At 61.0% G+C, this 16397-nt stretch carries 16 protein-coding genes; 8 read left to right on the top strand and 8 right to left on the bottom strand.

Features of this window, described 5'->3' with window-relative positions:
* The first annotated feature begins 98 nt into the window (after positions 1-98).
* Together FH08_RS0146850 and FH08_RS0146845 are read left to right on the top strand one after the other, a co-directional pair.
* The gene (locus FH08_RS0146850; protein WP_031364982.1) at positions 99-392 is read left to right on the top strand and encodes a hypothetical protein; all 294 of its coding nucleotides are present in this window, start codon (positions 99-101) and stop codon (positions 390-392) included.
* A gap of 548 nt (positions 393-940) precedes the next feature.
* Positions 941-1228, top strand: a complete 288-nt coding sequence (locus FH08_RS0146845; protein WP_031364981.1) for a DUF1330 domain-containing protein — start codon at positions 941-943, stop codon at positions 1226-1228.
* Positions 1229-1338: 110 nt separating this feature from the next.
* Here the strand turns inward: FH08_RS0146845 and FH08_RS0146840 are convergent, their stop codons facing one another.
* From FH08_RS0146840 to FH08_RS49205, 4 genes are all read right to left on the bottom strand, one after another.
* The gene (locus FH08_RS0146840) at positions 1339-2328 is read right to left on the bottom strand and encodes a dienelactone hydrolase (protein ID WP_081889878.1); all 990 of its coding nucleotides are present in this window, start codon (positions 2326-2328) and stop codon (positions 1339-1341) included.
* A gap of 108 nt (positions 2329-2436) precedes the next feature.
* Entirely contained in the window at positions 2437-3501 is a 1065-nt protein-coding gene (locus FH08_RS0146835; RefSeq protein WP_419178066.1) for a serine hydrolase domain-containing protein, read from the bottom strand.
* A gap of 22 nt (positions 3502-3523) precedes the next feature.
* A complete protein-coding gene (locus FH08_RS0146830; protein ID WP_031364978.1) occupies positions 3524-4810 on the bottom strand; it encodes an MFS transporter in 1287 nt (428 codons plus the stop codon).
* The gene (locus FH08_RS49205; RefSeq protein WP_051889068.1) at positions 4807-6222 is read right to left on the bottom strand and encodes a M20 family metallopeptidase; all 1416 of its coding nucleotides are present in this window, start codon (positions 6220-6222) and stop codon (positions 4807-4809) included. The genes FH08_RS0146830 and FH08_RS49205 overlap by 4 nt, the downstream gene beginning before the upstream one ends.
* A gap of 153 nt (positions 6223-6375) precedes the next feature.
* On the opposite strand from FH08_RS49205, the gene FH08_RS0146820 reads away from it, so the two are divergent.
* Positions 6376-7281, top strand: a complete 906-nt coding sequence (locus tag FH08_RS0146820) for a LysR family transcriptional regulator (RefSeq protein ID WP_031364977.1) — start codon at positions 6376-6378, stop codon at positions 7279-7281.
* Between the two features lie 21 nt (positions 7282-7302).
* On the opposite strand, the gene FH08_RS0146815 is transcribed toward FH08_RS0146820, so the two are convergent.
* Genes FH08_RS0146815 through glnT form a run of 4 tightly spaced genes read right to left on the bottom strand, consistent with a single transcriptional unit; the run spans position 7303 to position 11685 of the window.
* Complete coding sequence (locus tag FH08_RS0146815; RefSeq protein WP_031364976.1) at positions 7303-8661, bottom strand: FMN-binding glutamate synthase family protein; 1359 nt, start codon at positions 8659-8661, stop codon at positions 7303-7305.
* Positions 8662-8687: 26 nt separating this feature from the next.
* The gene (locus FH08_RS0146810; RefSeq protein WP_031364975.1) at positions 8688-9377 is read right to left on the bottom strand and encodes a protein glxC; all 690 of its coding nucleotides are present in this window, start codon (positions 9375-9377) and stop codon (positions 8688-8690) included.
* Entirely contained in the window at positions 9365-10273 is a 909-nt protein-coding gene (locus FH08_RS0146805; RefSeq protein WP_031364974.1) for a class II glutamine amidotransferase, read from the bottom strand. Before FH08_RS0146805 ends, FH08_RS0146810 begins: the two co-directional genes overlap by 13 nt.
* 11 nt (positions 10274-10284) lie before the next feature.
* Positions 10285-11685, bottom strand: a complete 1401-nt coding sequence (gene glnT / locus FH08_RS0146800; protein ID WP_031364973.1) for a type III glutamate--ammonia ligase — start codon at positions 11683-11685, stop codon at positions 10285-10287.
* A 222-nt stretch (positions 11686-11907) separates the two neighbouring features.
* On the opposite strand from glnT, the gene FH08_RS0146795 reads away from it, so the two are divergent.
* The 5 genes from FH08_RS0146795 (at position 11908) to FH08_RS0146775 (ending at position 16307) form a co-directional block, all read left to right on the top strand.
* Positions 11908-12510 carry a helix-turn-helix domain-containing protein gene (locus tag FH08_RS0146795; RefSeq protein WP_031364972.1) on the top strand — a complete coding sequence of 201 codons (603 nt, stop codon included), beginning with the start codon at positions 11908-11910 and terminating at the stop codon, positions 12508-12510.
* 356 nt (positions 12511-12866) lie between these two features.
* Complete coding sequence (locus FH08_RS0146790; protein ID WP_031364971.1) at positions 12867-13259, top strand: RidA family protein; 393 nt, start codon at positions 12867-12869, stop codon at positions 13257-13259.
* A gap of 123 nt (positions 13260-13382) precedes the next feature.
* A complete protein-coding gene (locus FH08_RS0146785; RefSeq protein ID WP_031364970.1) occupies positions 13383-14570 on the top strand; it encodes an NAD(P)/FAD-dependent oxidoreductase in 1188 nt (395 codons plus the stop codon).
* Between the two features lie 28 nt (positions 14571-14598).
* Entirely contained in the window at positions 14599-15372 is a 774-nt protein-coding gene (locus FH08_RS0146780; protein ID WP_031364969.1) for an electron transfer flavoprotein subunit beta/FixA family protein, read from the top strand.
* Positions 15373-15374: 2 nt separating this feature from the next.
* On the top strand, positions 15375-16307 hold the full coding sequence (locus tag FH08_RS0146775) for an electron transfer flavoprotein subunit alpha/FixB family protein (RefSeq protein ID WP_031364968.1): 933 nt from the start codon (positions 15375-15377) through the stop codon (positions 16305-16307).
* Positions 16308-16397 lie beyond the last annotated feature (90 nt).

Below are 16397 nucleotides of genomic sequence, written 5' to 3'. Positions count from 1 at the left end.
CCCTTGCGAAGAATGCGCTTAATTATAAGCGCCCGCTTTCCTACAATACCAATGAAACATTTAGGTCGAAATTCCGATTCAATCAAGGAGACGGGGTCATGAACAAGGCAACCAGTACATTAATCGCGGCTGTCGCTGCACTCACTTTGTCAGGCGGCGCTTATGCACAGAGCAACAACTCGCTGGCGCGACCGAGCGTAACGTCGCCGGTCAGCGCAGCGGGCGGCTACGGCACGCCAGGCACCACCAATTCGGACAGTGGAAGTCCCGCCGGGTCGGCAAACTCGGGGATGCCGAATAGCGTGAATGGCTCGACGCCTGCGCCCACCGTTTGGCCAAACAATAATTCGCTGGCGCGACCGAGCGTAGTGTCACCGGCTGCCGGTCAATAACAGCTGTTGGCGATGACGATTAGCAGCGATATTGTCATCGCCAGCGGAATCGTGGGGAGAGGGTGACCGCTCACCGCTCTTTAATCATTGGCAAAAGGACCACTGGCGGTTCTTCGCGGGTGAGTGCAGGAGGATCGGCCGAGCTGGCGTCCTGTATGCGTCATCGGGGTGCACCAACTGCTGCATACGCGCCGCGCAGTGTGCCTTTCAGGGGTTGCCAATAAGTGGCGTCGCTGCGAGCGTCGAATAGTTCGGGTAACTGACTATTCGATTTTAAGCCGATTTATTCCAGAACTGCGCAGCGTACCGTGGCCACGAACGACCGCTTCGAGGAATGTTGAATCTCCCTTCAGGGTCGGGAGCGGTATTCCAAAAACTGCCCGCTACGATCGCCTCGCGAACGCCTGTTTGCGAGAACCGGATGGTTCTCTCGCACAAGGACGGGTCGACCATGCGCCGACGCTGCGTATCGAGTTCCAATACAGAAGTCCAGTCCGGTTTCATGGCATTATCGTATGCACCTTCACACCACTGCAGGAGCGTACGCCATGGCGACTTATATTGTCTTCACAAAGGAAAGCACGCAGGATCAGGGGGAGCTCGACATCTACCAAAGCAAGGTGGGCGAGACCTTCAAAGGTCATCCTGTCAAGATTCTCGCGGCCTACGGACCTCAGCAGGTCCTCGAGGGCGACGCGCCTGAGGGCGTCGTGATTGTGGAGTTCCCGTCGACGGCGGCCGCGCGTGCGTGGTACGACGGCCCGGCATATCAAGAGGTCGCGCAGCACCGGTTCAAAGGCGCGAAGTATCGCGCCGTTCTCGTCGAAGGCGTATGACGAAAAGCGGCGATGATCGGGCGCTTGAACTCAGCCGGAAGCGGCTTGCGACTGACGCGGCAGGTGTGCGTCTGTGCTCCCGGCACCAGCCCATGAGAGACGAGCGCTTTCTATCGTAGCTTTGCCTCGAAAAACCGCACCACGTCGGCGTTGAATTGTTCATGGAACGCCGCACGATCGAAGCCCGGCTGACTGTTGCAGACGTCAGGCATTTTTTTCGACAGGCGGGCATTGCAGGGTGGCAGGAAGTCGTAGTGACCGGCATTGGCGACCACGTGATAGTCGGGCGCTTCAGGCAGGTCGTCGCGTACCGCCTCCTCATAGTAGGGATCCGGCTGATGACGATCATCGGCTGCTCGCCAGAGCTGGACCGGGACACGCACACGGCTCAAGCCCATGCGGCCGAAGGCGAAGCCAAACGCCGGCGCTGCGACGACCACGGCCTTGACGCGCGGATCGTGGATCCAGGCGCCGGCAGGAATGTCCGAGCGTAAATGAAGATCGACGCCCGCATGCTTCAGTGCCTCGCACAGGTCATGATCCGGATGCGCATCGCAATACGGGGCGATCTTCGAGAGGTCCGGCGTCCCACCTGCGGCCACGAGCACCGTGAATCCGCCATTGGAAAAGCCGAATGCGCCGACGCGGGCCGCATTCAGCCGCGCATGCGAAGGCCATTCGCCGAGCATGTAGTCCACCAGTTGGTGAAGCTGGGCAGGACGGCGCCACAGTTGCAAGACCCGGCTTTGGTCATTGAAAGTATCGCCGGCGTGACTGACTGCAGCCACCACGAAACCCGCATGCGCCAGCGCGAGTGCCGTGTCGTAATGGCCGTCGTACCACCCGCCGCCGCCATGCGACATCACGATAAGCGGCAGGCCACGGCCAGCAACCGGACCGTTCGGCGCCACAGTCTGGGTGGAATCTCCCAAGGAATGCGGTGCGGCCGGTGCGTTAGTCGGATACCAGATCCCGGCCGTTAGCGGCGGCTCCTCGCCATTCGCTATCTTGACCTCCTGGAAGCCGACGTCGGCGGCGAAGGCCGGCGCAGCGAGCAGTGCAAAAAGGGTAACGATCATGGCTACGAGTCTCAAGGCCATCTCCTCTGTTGTCGTCGCCCAGATCGTACGATATTGCGTGAGCAGTGGACGAAGTGCGACGGCGATCTTCCCGGATTGCACGCGCCCTTCGCCATGATCGCTAACTGTTCAACGCCCCACTACCCCGTCAACCCCCTTCAACACCAGCCCGAAAAACTCATCGGCGTGAGCGGAATTCAGCCACCGGACCACCACTGCCATCTTGCGCTCCGGTTCAATCCACGTGAACGCACTACCCGCGCCGATTGCAAAATAGCTCGATGCCGGCACGCTCGGAAACACGCGGCGTTCGTGATTGAGCCACACGAGATAACCGTAGTACGGCGCAAGCGCACAAGGCGTTTTCATGCGCGCGAGCCATTCACGCGAGATGATCCGGCGCCCATCCACTATCCCGTCATCGACAAAAAGACGTGCCACCTTGAGCTGATCGTTCGCGCTGATCGACAGCCCGCCGCCCCAGTGCGTCCCGCCCGGAACCGACTGCATGCGTTGCCCGTTGAGCTCGACCCACGCGTTGTCATACCCCACCCATTGCCAGTCTTCGCTGGCGCCAAGCGGTTGCATGATCGCCTCCCGAAACACCTCTGGCAGCGGCCGGCCGAACAAATGCAGCAGCGCCAGTGAGAACTGATTGATGCGGACATCGTTGTATTCCCAGTACGTTCCAGGCGCCTGCACCTGCCGCAGGTCGCCCTTCTTGCCATCGGGCGCACGGCCGAACGTCACTGCACGAAAGTGGTCCGCCTGGTCCGACAATCCGAAACACTCGCCGCGCCATTCACTCGTCTGCTGAAGCAGATGCGCCCAGGTAATGCGGGCATTGTGCTCATCATCGAAACCGATACCCGGTACGCGTATATGCACCGGCTCGCTCACGTTCGGCAGCAAGCCCCGATCAAACGCCACGCCCGCCAGCAACGCGAGGTAGGTCTTGGCAATGCTGAACGTCAAGTCGGCTCGATCAGGCTCGCCCCACGTCGTAAGCACCTGGCCATCAAGGAAAATCGCACCGGAGACCGGACCGCGATCATGCACGGGACCCAGCAGCCGGTTCCACGGCGGCGGGTCGTTCACATGCACGCCCCACGCACCATCCACATTGCGGTCCCAGAGCGATTCATGATCTATCGAGAACTGTATGGCTTGCTGCAAATCCTTCATGTCGGTCATGTCCAGTAGTTCATCCAACGGTTCAATGCACTTTCAGGCGCGTTCGCGCCCACAGCAGCGTGAAGAGACTGATGATGGCCGCGAGCATCAGGTAGTAGCCGGGCGCCAGGTTATTGCCGGTGACCGCGATCAGCGAAGCGACCGCGAGCGGTGTGAAACCGCCGAAGACCGTGGTGCCCACGTTGTAGCCCACCGCCATTCCGGTGGTACGCGTACGGACCGGAAACAGGTCCGACATCAACGCGGGAATCGGCGCGAAATAGATGGCCTTGAGTACCGCAACCCACATAACCGCAGCCAGCAGTGTGATGAGCGATGGATGCGCATTCATGAACATGAACGCCGGATAGATGGTCACGAAAAACACCGATCCTGCAGCGAGCATGATGCGGGTGCGACCTACTTTGTCGGACCAATGACCGACCATCGGCGTCAGCACCATGACTATGAAACCCGCCGCCAGCGTCGCGATAAATCCATACGACGGCGCCAGCCCAAGCTGCCTGCTTGCGTACGTCGGCATGTAGAGCAGCATGTAGTTGGCGGTAGTCGTCAGCACCAGCGAGCCAACACAAATCAGCATGCGTTCCTTCTGCGTAGCCATCACTTCGCGAATGGGCGAAGCGGAACGTTCGGTGCGTTCGAACTCCGGGGTTTCATCGACATGGCGGCGGATATACCAACCCACCGGACCGATCAGGATGCCGAACAGAAATGGGATACGCCAGCCCCAGCCTTCGAGTTGCGCCGGCGTCAGCGTGCTCGTCAGCACCGCGCCGAACGCCGATGCAACCAGGACGCTTGCTCCCTGGCTCGCGAACTGCCAGCTCGCCATGAAACCGCTGCGTGCAGGCGCATGCTCGGTGAGGAAAGCCGTCGAACTGCCGAACTCACCACCCGCCGAGAATCCCTGCAGCAGCCGCGACGCGAAGATGCCGATGGGCGCCAGCACGCCGATGGTCGCGTAGCCGGGCATCAGCGCGACCATGCCGGTTCCGAGCGTCATCATGGCAATGGAGAGTGTCAATGACGCCTTGCGGCCCTTGCGGTCGCTGTACGACCCCAGCACGAACGCACCCACCGGCCGCGCAAGATACGACAAAGCAAAGGTACCGAGCGTCAGCAGCAACGACACGGTTTTATCGGTGGTCGGAAAGAACAGTTTCGATAACGTCGACGCAAAGTAACCGTAGACCACGAGATCGTAGAACTCGAGCGCATTGCCTATCGATGTCGCGGCGATCAGCTTGTAGATGCTGGCATGCTGCCGTGCTGCCGGCAAAACGGTGGCGGCGGAATCAGTGCTCATCGGGCGTTCCTCCGCTCGAAGTCGGGGCGCTCAAGCTCGCCGGGCTGGCCGAGATCCCAGAACAACCCCGCCATGATGCGCAGCCCCTCTCGCACAACGGTCCCAAGCAAATGCTCATCGGGCGCATGCTGCGAGCAACCGGGATACGAATGCGGCACCCATAACGTGGGCATGCCGAGGATCTCCGCGAAGACATCATTGGGTAGCGTGCCGCCCAGGTTCGGCAGGAGCACAGGTGCCCGGCCGGTGGTCTGCCTGAGCGAGCGCACGGCCCATTGGACCCAGGCGTTGTCGGGGTCCACGCGCGTGGCGGGCGTGCCCCGGTCCACCTCGACGGTGACCCTCTCGAAGCCTCGTTCATCCAGATGACGACGCACGATCTGCTCGAGATTCTTCCAGTCCGTCCCGACCACGAAGCGGATCTGCATGTACGCGAATGCGTGCGGCGGAATCGCATTGACGGGCTTCTCGGGATTGCCGGTCCGGAACGCCAGCACCTCCATGTTGTTCCAGCCGAAGACGCGTTCAGCCGGTGTGAGGCCGGGTTCGCCATAACCCGTGTCGACTTCCGGCTCGCCCGGATTGCCGCCGACGGTAATGCCCTCCAGCGCGCGTCGCACCGCTTGCGGCACTTCCGGTGGCCGGAGGCCTTCAACGAGGATGCGCCCGTTGGCATCGACCATCGACGCAATCGCGCTGGCCAGCACCACGGCGGGATTGCGCAACAGGCCGCCCCAGTTGCCCGAATGATGACCGCCTTCGCGCAGGTTTATATCGAGCTTGAAATTCACGACCCCGCGGGAGCCGAGGAAGACTGTTGGGTGAGCCGCGCCCAGACGCGGCCCGTCGGACGCAATCAATACGTCGGCGCTCAATTCGTCGCGAAGCATTTCGCACACGGCATGCAGGCCGGGCGAGCCCACCTCTTCGCCGGTTTCGACCAGCAGCTTCAGATTGAAGCCGAGCCTTCCGCCCCGTGCGTCGAGTACGGCCTTGAGCGCGGCCAGGTTGATGCTGTGCTGGCCTTTGTTGTCCGCGGTGCCACGTCCATACCAGTGATCGCCGGCGACGGTGACTTGCCATGGCGACATGCCATCGCGCCACTGGGCGTCATAGCCCCGTACGACGTCGCCGTGGCCGTAGGTCAGGACCGTCGGCACGTCATCGCTTTCGTGACGATGAGCGACCAGGAACGGCCCGGAGCCCTTCGCGGGATTATCGATCAGCCTGGAGGTGAAGCCAAGTTCGGCCAGCGCTGGCGCGATCTCCTCGGTCAGATACCCGGTGAGCAACGGACCGCTTTCAGGCTCCTGGCTTTCGGTGCGCATCGCCACGCGGCGACGCAGGTCTTCGAGAAAAATGCCGGAATCGTACAGATCGGCCGCAGCTTGAATAGCAGACTCGCGTGTCACTTATTGATCTCCGATGAAGCACGTCAAAAGGCGTTGGGTCTTCTGGTCAGGGAAAGCGATGACGCGATCTTGATACCGCCGATATTTATGGACAATGACAATATTTGGCAGATTCCGTTGCCGAAACGGCAAAGCTCCAATGAGGCATGCGTCATGCAAACCACCGCGCTGCGTTATTTCCTGGAAGTCGCCCGAAGCGGCTCGCTGAGCAAAGCGTCCGAGCGGCTGTTTGTCGCCGTATCGGCACTGAGCCGGCAGATTGCCAAGCTGGAGGACGAGATGGGCGTGCCGCTGTTCGAGCGGCGGCCGCGAGGCATGGTGCTGAGCGAGGCGGGCCGCCTCCTGGCCGCGCATGCGCATCGCAGCCTGATGGAGCAGGATCGGGTGACCGAGGAGATTCGCGGCCTGACGACGGACCGGCGCGCGACAATCCGCGTGTCGAGTTCCGAAGGCGTTGCCCGGGATTTCTTGCCGCAGGTGTTCGTTCAGTTCCTGAAGACCTGGCCGGCCACGCATTTCCAACTCGATGTGGATACGCCCACGAAAGCCACGCAGCGCGTACGCGACGGCACCGCGGACGTGGCCGTGTGTTTCAGCGTCGCGCCGGAAAAGGACGTCAACGTACATTTCGCACAGCGTGCGCCGATCTTCGCGCTGGTTACGCAAGACCATCCGCTGGCGCCGCGTAAGTCCGTCTCGCTCGCCGACCTGAAGTCATGGCCGCTGGCGACCTATGAAGAGGGTATAACCGTCAGACAATTATTCGATATTGCCTGCAGCCTTGAAGGTCTCACCTTCGAGCCCGTGTTCGTCAGCAACTATGGCAGCGCGCTGCAGACCTTCGTGCAGCGAACGAAGGCGTTCACGCTGGTCGGTCACCTGACCGCGCGCAGCCGCCTGAAGGTCGACAACCTGGCGGCTGTGCCTATCAGCAATCCCGAGCTGCATCAGCGGACACTTCAGGTTCAGACCATGGCAGGGCGTACGTTACCCAAGGCCGTGAACGCGTTTCTTGAACTGCTGATCACAGCGATTCAAGATCCTTCGTGTCTCGACTGATGTTTGGACTGATGCTTACACTCACGTCAAACCCGGAATCCATGAAGTACCGGCCAACGGCACTCGCGCCATGGCCGCTGCTTCAACCGTGAGAGCAACCAGATCCTCAGGCTCGAGATGATGGACATTCTGCTTGCCGCAAGCCCGAGCGATCGTCGTCAGTTCCATGTTCAGCGTCTTCAGGTAATTGCGTACCCGGCGTGAGCCTTCTTCCGGCTGTACGCGCTGTTCAAGCAACGTGTCCTGGGTCGTGACGCCGACCGGGCATTTGCCTGTGTGGCAGTGATGGCAAAAACCCGCCGATGTACCCAGCGCCGCATAGTCCGCCGCCGCCGAATGCAGGCCACCGTGCTGGAAATACGTATCGCTGTTGCAGCCGAGCGCCATCAACATGCCTTGCCCGATCGCCACCGCATCCGCGCCCATCGCCAGCGCCTTTGCAATGTCCGCACCCGTGCGAATCCCGCCCGACACGATCAACTGCACTTGCCCCTTCATGTTGAGATCTTCAAGCGCGTCCACCGCCTGACGGACGGCCGCCAATGTCGGAATGCCGACGTTCTCTATGAAGCACGTCTGGGTCGCGGCGGTGCCTCCTTGCATGCCATCGATCACGACCACATCGGCGCCGGCATGGACGGCAAGCTTCACGTCGTTGAACGTGCGCGTTGCGCCCACCTTCACGTAGATCGGCTTTTCCCAATCCGTGATCTCGCGCAGTTCCTGGATCTTGATCGCAAGGTCGTCGGGACCGGTCCAGTCAGGATGACGGCTAGCCGAACGCTGGTCGATACCCGCCGGGAGCGTGCGCATGGCCGCCACGCGCGGGTTGACCTTCTGCCCGAGCAGCATGCCACCGCCGCCCGGCTTCGCGCCCTGCCCGATCACCACTTCAATCGCATCGGCGCGGCGTACATCGTCGGGATTCCAGCCATAGCGCGATGGCAGGCACTGATAAACCAGCGTCTTGGACGAGCGGCGCTCTTCCTGCGTCATGCCGCCATCGCCGGTCGTGGTTGATGTGCCCATCGCGGTCGCAGCCTGCCCCAGCGCTTCTTTCACGTTAGCCGAGAGCGCGCCGAAACTCATCCCTGCAATGGTGATCGGGATATCCAGCACGACGGGCTTCTTTGCAAAGCGCGTTCCAAGCACGGTCTTTGTCGCGCATTTCTCGCGATAGCCTTCGAGCGGATAACGCGAAAGGGATGCGCCGAGAAACAGCAGATCGTCAAAGTGCGGGACTTTACGTTTCGCGCCAAGGCCACGAATCTCGTATAGGCCGCGCTGTGCCGCGGTGTGAATATAGTCGATCGTGCTGCGGTCATAACCTGCTGACTCTTCTTGCTGCAGCCGGGCGAAATGAACCGGTTTGGCTTCCATGGGGACCTTCTCTGTAGAACGGAATGTCAATATTCCTGGTTCGCGTCGGCGTTCCAGTGGTAGAGGGTGCGCGCCGATGCAATGCGTTTGAACGACATCGGATCGTGATTCAGTCCCGCCGCTTTCAGCAGGTCGCGAACGGCCGAGACATCAGCGTCGGTCATCTCTTCGTACTGCGCGTCGGCACCTAGCGATTTCACCGAACCGCGTACATACAGCACGGCTTCGTAAAGGGAGTCGCCCAGCGCATCGCCCGCGTCGCCACAGATCACCATGCGGCCCGCCTGCGCCATGAACGCCGAGAAGCTGCCGACCGAGCCGCCGACCACAATGTCGCCGCCTTTAAGCGAGATTCCGCAACGCAGGCCGGCGTCGCCGTCGATCACGAGCAGGCCGCTATGCGCCGATGCCCCCGCGCCATTCGACGCGAAACCCTTCACGTGGACCTTGCCGCTCATCATGTTTTCCGCGACGCCCGTGCCCGCGCTACCGTCCACGATAATCGTCGCGTGTTTGTTCATGCCGCCTGCGTAGTAGCCGGCGTGTCCGTCGATCAGCACCTGCACCGGGGCATCCACGCCGACCGCCAGATTGTGCGCGCCGTTGGGCGAAACGACCGTCACCTGCCGGCCTTCGAGCGTCTCCGGCGCGCCATGGAGAAACTGGTTGACCTCGCGGACCGTCGCTTTCTCCAGGTCAAAGATCACGCTTTCCATACATACATCTCCTCGGGTGCAGGTTCAAACACTTTGGCATGCTTGATATCGGGCAAGTGCGCGAGCGAACGGAATTCCGATGCGATCGCGACGTAGTCATCGGTCTCGGCCACGACTGCCGGCTTGCAGGCAAAGGGGTCACGAATCAAGGCCAGTTCCGTCGACGTCCCCATCAGGAAGGTGTAGAAACCGTCGAGCTCCTCGAAGCCCTTTTGCAGCGCTACCGGCAATTCATCGCCTTCGCGCAGCCGCCATTCCAGAAAACGGCAGGCGGCTTCCGTGTCGTTGTCGGTATCGAAGTGAATGCCTTGCGGTTCGAGCATGCGGCGCACGCCATAGGGATTCGAGAGCGAGCCGTTGTGCACCAGGCAAAAATCTTCTCCGGCCGTGAACGGATGCGCGCGATCCGGTGTCACCGCCGACTCGGTGGCCATGCGTGTATGGCCCACGAGATGCGAGCCCTTCAGGTTCGCGAAGTCGTAGCGCGCGGCTACCTGCGCCGGCGTACCGATGTCCTTGTATAAATCGATGGAACGTCCCGTGGAGAGCAGGTACAGCTTCGGAAACGCGGTGCGCAACCACGTCTTCACGGCTTCCGGGTCGCGCGCCAAGGTCAGGATCGCGTGATTGCCTTGCGCGTCCACCTGCGCATCCACGTTCATGGCGCCATTCAATGCAGCCGTCAGCCCGCTCCAGTCGAACCGGTCGCCCTCGGGCGTGAACCCCGAATACAGGCTGAGTTTTCGCTTGGCCGCATCCAGCGGCTGGCTGAACACCGCCAAGCCGGCCGAGTCCGGGCCGCGCTCGGTCATGCCAATCAGCATTGGCACCATCAATGCCCCAAGCTGCTCGCGCAGTGCCGGTGTTTTCACCAGCAAACCTACGATTCCGCACATCGTGCTTCTCCTCAGAAAAATTCCAGATAACTCTTCATTTCCCAATCCGACACATGCCGCATGTATTCGAGCCATTCCATACGCTTGAGCTTGAGGAATTCATCGGCGACAGGACCGAGCGCGTCGCAGATCAGGCGGTCGCTCTCAAGTGCATCCAGCGCGTGCTCGAGGTTCTGCGGCAATACGCCGATGCCATGCTCGCGCAGTTTGGCCGGCGACCACTCGTAGAGGTTTTCATTCGCCGGTGCGCCGGGCGACAGCTCCCGGTCCACGCCGTCGAGACCCGCTGCAATAACTGCGGCCGTCGCCAGATACGGATTACACGCGCCGTCGGGCAGACGTAGTTCAATGCGTTCGCCCGGCACGCGCACCATGGTCGAGCGGTTGTTGTCGCCATAGCTGATGTACGCAGGCGCCCAGGTTGCGCCCGTCAGCGAACGGCCAACCACCAGCCGCTTGTATGAGTTCACGGTCGGGTTACACAGCGCCGTGAGCGCCGGTGCGTGGGCCAGCAAACCGGCTGTGAAGTGGTACGCAAGCTTCGACAAGCCCATACCCGACGGGTCGCTTTTGTCTGAAAAAAGATTACTCACGCCGTCGCCAATCGACATGTGCATATGCATGCCGTTGCCCGGCCGGTTCGCGAACGGCTTCGGCATGAACGAGCAGATCAGACCCATCTCGTTCGCGATCTCGGAGGCCGCCATCTTGAAGAACACATAGTGATCGCAGGAGGTCAGGCAATCCGTGTACGTATAGTTAATTTCGAACTGGCCGTTCGCGTCCTCGTGATCGATCTGATAGACATCGATTCCCGCCGCGCGCATCGACTCGGTGAGCTTTTCCAGGAACGCCCGGGTACGCGACAAACCCTTATAGTCGTAGCAGGGTTTGGCGAGCGTATCGCTCGAATCGCACGGTTCGATAACACCCGACACCGAACGCTTGAGCAGAGAGAACTCCGGTTCGAGCCCTGTAAACAAGGTCCATCCGCGATCTGTCAGGCGGGTTATCTGCTTCTTAAGCGTCACGCGCGCGTCGTAAGCCCAAGGTTCACCCTTGACATGTCCCTCGCAGACAATGCGCGCCGTACCGCTTTGCCAGGGCACGGTGGTGAGGGTTGAGAGATCGCCGACCGCCATGAAGTCCGGGCCGTTCGGCTCGATACCCACGCCCCAGATCGCGAAACCCGCGAACCCGGCACCCGCGGTGAGGATGCTGTTGAGGTGCGCAACCGGCACCGACTTGGCCTTGGCCACGCCGTGAATATCGACGAACTGCGCCAACACGTATTTCACGCCTTGTTGCACGAGCCAGCTTTGCGCATCCTGCGCGGATTCAAAGCGGGGGACCTTGCCAAGCTCGGTACCAAGCTCCGCGACGGGCGCGTTGCCGCCATCGTTCAGGTTCATCGTGACTCCTTGCATCGTCTATCGTTGGTTGAAAAAGCCATACCTTTTTGCATGGCCCGACTACGACCCGCTCGAAAATCACCCGTCCCGGCAATCTGCCAAGCAAGTTCGCAGTATGTGCATGAATTTATTGATATGCAACAATAATTCATGCCATGAAACATCTGACGCAACCCTACCACTACTGATCTGCTAACCTGCCGTTTTCTCATGAGGCGTGCGATGCAAACCGAGGATGACCGCAAGAATCCGCTTGAGCATTACCTTGGCGCGACCATTCGCGAACTTCGCCAGCGCCATGGCTTGACCATTGCCCAGGTTTGCGAACAGGCCGGCATCAGTCGCGGCATGCTGTCGAAGATCGAAAATGCCCAGACGTCGACCGGACTCGATGTTCTCAACCGGATCGCCCAGGCTCTCGGCGTGTCAATGTCGGCCCTGTTTCGCAATTACGACACTCCCGACGGCGGCGCCCAGTTCGTCAAAAAAGGGGCCGGCATGGAAGTGGTCCGCAAGGGAACGAAACGCGGCCATACCTACCATCTGCTTGCCTACGACCAGGGCCCCAGGAAAATCTTCGAACCGTTTCTCATCACGATGGATGACGAAGCGGAAAGATTTCCGATCTTCGAGCATCCCGGCACTGAGTTCATCCACATGCTGAAAGGCGTGATTGAATACCGGCACGGCCAGCAAACCTATGTCCTCCATCCGGGCGACACCCTCACGTTCCAGGGCGATGTTCCGCACGGTCCGGAGAAGCTCATCAAGATGCCGATTCAATTTCTGTCGATCATCCTGTACCCGCCGACCGCAGCGGAATGAAGACTCGAACACTCCTCGATATAGCAATGCAACGATCGTGCCAAGTTTCCCGATGAGAACTAAAAGTTCATGTTAGGAAACCATCCGGCAATCATGAGAGGTCGCGCCGATGGCGGTGCGGGGAAGTGCGACCGCCTTATGGCGGTGCGCTGTTTGCCTTGCCTGGGTGCATCGACGCACGCTGCCGGGTGCCCGCTTATAAAGTTCATTACAAGCGCTTATGCAAAGCGGCGCAACAAAGCCGGGATACGCTCGCGCTCTCCGCGCAATGCTCGTTTCATCACAGGCTGAAACGTTGGTCGCCAGGTCGGGGGTACTCTGCTTTCATTCCAGACCCCCACCGCAGGAGCGTTCCAATGAAAAGGCAAATCATCCGCGTCGAGCCCCTTTCCTCGTATCTGGAAAGATGGAAAGCGCCAGCCTCCGTCATGACGCGGCATGGCGATATCCTGTATCTGTCGGGCCTGCCTCCGTTCGATCCTGACACGGGCGAGGTCGTCAACGCGTCGATCGAACGTCAGGCTGAGCTGGTGCTCGAACAAATGAAGCTTTGCCTCGAAACGGCAGGGTCATCGTTGGATAACGTTTTGAAGTGCAATGTGTATTGCACTTCGGTCGAGAAGTTTGCTGCCATCAATGCGGTCTACGAACGCTTCTTTCCCCAGGATCCGCCGGCTCGAATCTTCGTCTGCGTTCCCGCATGGGCGGGGAAGTTCGACATAGAGATTGATTGCATCGCTGCCGTTTGAAGCTCTTGCCATGTCGCGCCGTGACCAGCAATCCGCGCGCTCTGCATAAGTTTGCCTAATACAAAGCGACCTAGCATTTCGCCTCCCTACAATCCGCTCATCGATCTTCTTTCAGGAAGTGCCATGAGCCATTACGACTTCATCGTGATCGGCGCCGGGGTTATCGGCGCATCGGTTGCCCATCACCTCGCAGCGCTCGGGGCCAAAAGCGTGCTGGTCGTGGATCGCGGCACGATTGGAGCCGGCACGACGTCGCAGTCGTCGGGGCTATTGCGCACGCACTATTCCGTGCGGCAGAACGTGGAACTCGCGCGTTCATCCTGGCACGCGTTCAACAACTTCGCGGCTTATGTGGACGACGACGAAGCCTCCTGCGGTCTCGTGAAATGCGGTTATATGATCTGCGCGCCCGAAGGCGACAAGCTCGCGCCGCTGCAAGCTTCGCTCGACGCGCAGCAAGGCATGGGCATCGAAGTGCAACTGCTCTCCAAGGCTGAAGCGCGCGAGCGTTTGCCGATCGCTCAATTCGACGATGCCGCGTTGATCGGCTACGAACCCGAGGCGGGTTTCGCCGATGCTTATCTGGTCGCGACGGGCTTCGCGCGCTCGGCTCGCCGGCGCGGCGTGAAGTTCATGGAAAACACGAATGTGACCGGACTCGTGCGTGAAGGGCGCCGGGTGACCGGCATCGAAACGTCCGCCGGCAACTTCAGTTGCGGGGCGCTGATCAGCACGCAGAACATCTGGACACCGGAGCTTGCCGGGTGGATCGGCGTGCCGTTGCCCGTCAAGCCGGAACGCCATACGGTGCTCGCTCTGGAATGCGAGGCCGCGCCCTATACCTTCAGCATGCCGGCCTTCAAGGATCTCGGCTCGCCCGGCATGCTGTATTTCCGCAGCTACGGCGGTAGCCAGATGCTGGTGTCCGAAGGTGTGGTCGGCGAAACGCTGAACGCGCCGGAGACCGAGCAAGGGGATATCTCGCTCGACTATGTCGGCGAAGTCGGTGCCCAGGTTGCAGAGCGTTTTCCCGCGTATGAAATGTCGGGGCTCGCTTCATCGTGGACCGGGGTGTACGACGTCACACCCGACTGGAACCCCGTGCTCGGGCCGGTTGGCGACATAGAAGGTTTGACGGTCGGGTTCGGCTTCTCCGGGCACGGCTTCAAGCTGTCGCCGGGAATCGGCAAGATTCTCGCGCAGCACGCGCTGGGCCAGGCCACCGACGTCGCGCTCGCGCCATACGCGCTCGATCGTTTCGCGAGCGGTGCGTTGCTGGTCGGCAAATACGGTTCAGGTGCGGTGTCCTGAGCGCTTCGACGATAACCCTGAAATGATCATGAAAATTCTCGTCCCCGTGAAACGGGTCGTCGATGCCAACGTGCGCGTTCGCATCGGCTCCGCAGGCAGCGTTGATACAGCGGGCCTGAAAATGTCGCTCAACCCGTTCGACGAATGCGCTGTCGAACAAGCCTTGCGTCTGCGCGAAGCGGGGGTTGCGTCGAGCGTGACCGTGCTCACCTGCGGCCTGCCCGTTTGTCAGGACGTGCTGCGCACCGCGTTGGCGATGGGTGCGGACAACGCGGTGCTGATTGATACAGCCAATGCTTCACCGGACTCGCTCGGCATAGCGCGTCTCCTGCATGCGTTCATGACTGCCGATGCCGATATCGATGCGTACGGTCTCGTGCTATGCGGCAAGCAGGCGATTGATGACGACATCGGCGGCGTCGCAGCCATGCTGGCCGCGTTGCTCGGCTGGCCACAGGCGCTCAATGCATCTGCGATGGAAGCGGCCGGAAGCAGTTGGCTGGTCACCTGCGGCGACGACGCCGGCACAGCCACCTGGCGCCTTGACGGGCCTGCCGTGGTCAGTGCGGACCTGCGCCTGGCCGAGCCTCGCCGCGTCACGTTGCCGAGCATCGTGAAGGCGAAACAAAAGCCGCTGCGCACGCTCGATGCCGCCACGTTCAACGTCGAGCTCGGCACACAAATACGGATTGTAGAGATGACCGAGCCGGCGGTCCGCAAGCCCGGTATCAAAGTCGCCGATACCGCCGCGCTACTCGGCGCCATCGGCAGCAAGCGCCTGTTTCAGAACGTGGGAGCGTGACCATGAGAAGTCTTGTCGTAGGAGAATGGGAAGACGGTGCGATCGCCGATGCAACCCTGCGTGTCATCCAGGCCGCGAGCGGGCGTGGCCTGCCGGTGGACGTGCTCACGTTTTCGCCTGCCATGGCGAATGCGGCTGCGTGCGTCGACGGCATCGGGCGCGTGCTGCTGGCATCGGAGGACGTACCCAATCCTGAAACGCTTGCTGCGCTTCTTCAGCGTATTACTTCGGATTACTCCATGATTGCCGCGAGCCACCGTACAGCGGGACGCGCAGCCCTTCCACGAGCCGCCGCGTTGAGCGGCAACGCGTTTCTCGCGGACATCACGCGTGTCGTGAGCGCGCAGCGTTTCGTGCGCGGCCTCTATGCAGGCAGCGTGGTCGCGACAATCGAAAGTACGAGCACCACGCTCTTCGCCACTATTCGGACGTCATCGTTCGGGCCTGCTTGCGCAACTGGTGGTACAGCGTCGATCGTCGCGCTCGATCCCGTCGCACCCTTCACCGCGACCGTTTTGATCGACCAACAGGGCGCGGCGCTTGACGCGCACGATCTGTCAAGCGCGCGAATCGTGGTCGCCGGAGGCCGGGGACTGGCATCGAAGGAGAATATGGACAAGCTCGGCACGTTGGCCCGCAACATGGGGGCGGCGCTCGGTGCATCGCGCGCGGCAGTGGATGCGGGTTATGCGCCTAACGCCGCGCAGGTCGGGCAAACGGGCAAGACCGTCGCACCGGACATCTATCTTGCGTTCGGCATCTCCGGCGCAATCCAGCATCTGGCCGGGATGAAGGATTCACGGGTTATCGTGGCCGTGAACAAGGACCCTGACGCACCGATTTTTTCAGTGGCCGATTACGGTATCGTCGGCGATCTTTTCGATGTCATGGGCGAACTCGATGCTCACGCACGCGCAACAGGGGACGTGCCTTGAACGCGGGTTTCTCGCATCGATTCAGCCCTGTGTTCAGTTCCACCAGTACAAAAAAAGACCGGTGCCCAATCCAGGATTGGGCACCGGCCC

This window comes from Caballeronia sordidicola, from assembly GCF_000729995.1.
Taxonomy (GTDB): domain Bacteria; phylum Pseudomonadota; class Gammaproteobacteria; order Burkholderiales; family Burkholderiaceae; genus Caballeronia; species Caballeronia sordidicola_A.
This window is presented reverse-complemented; position numbering and strand designations above follow the sequence as displayed.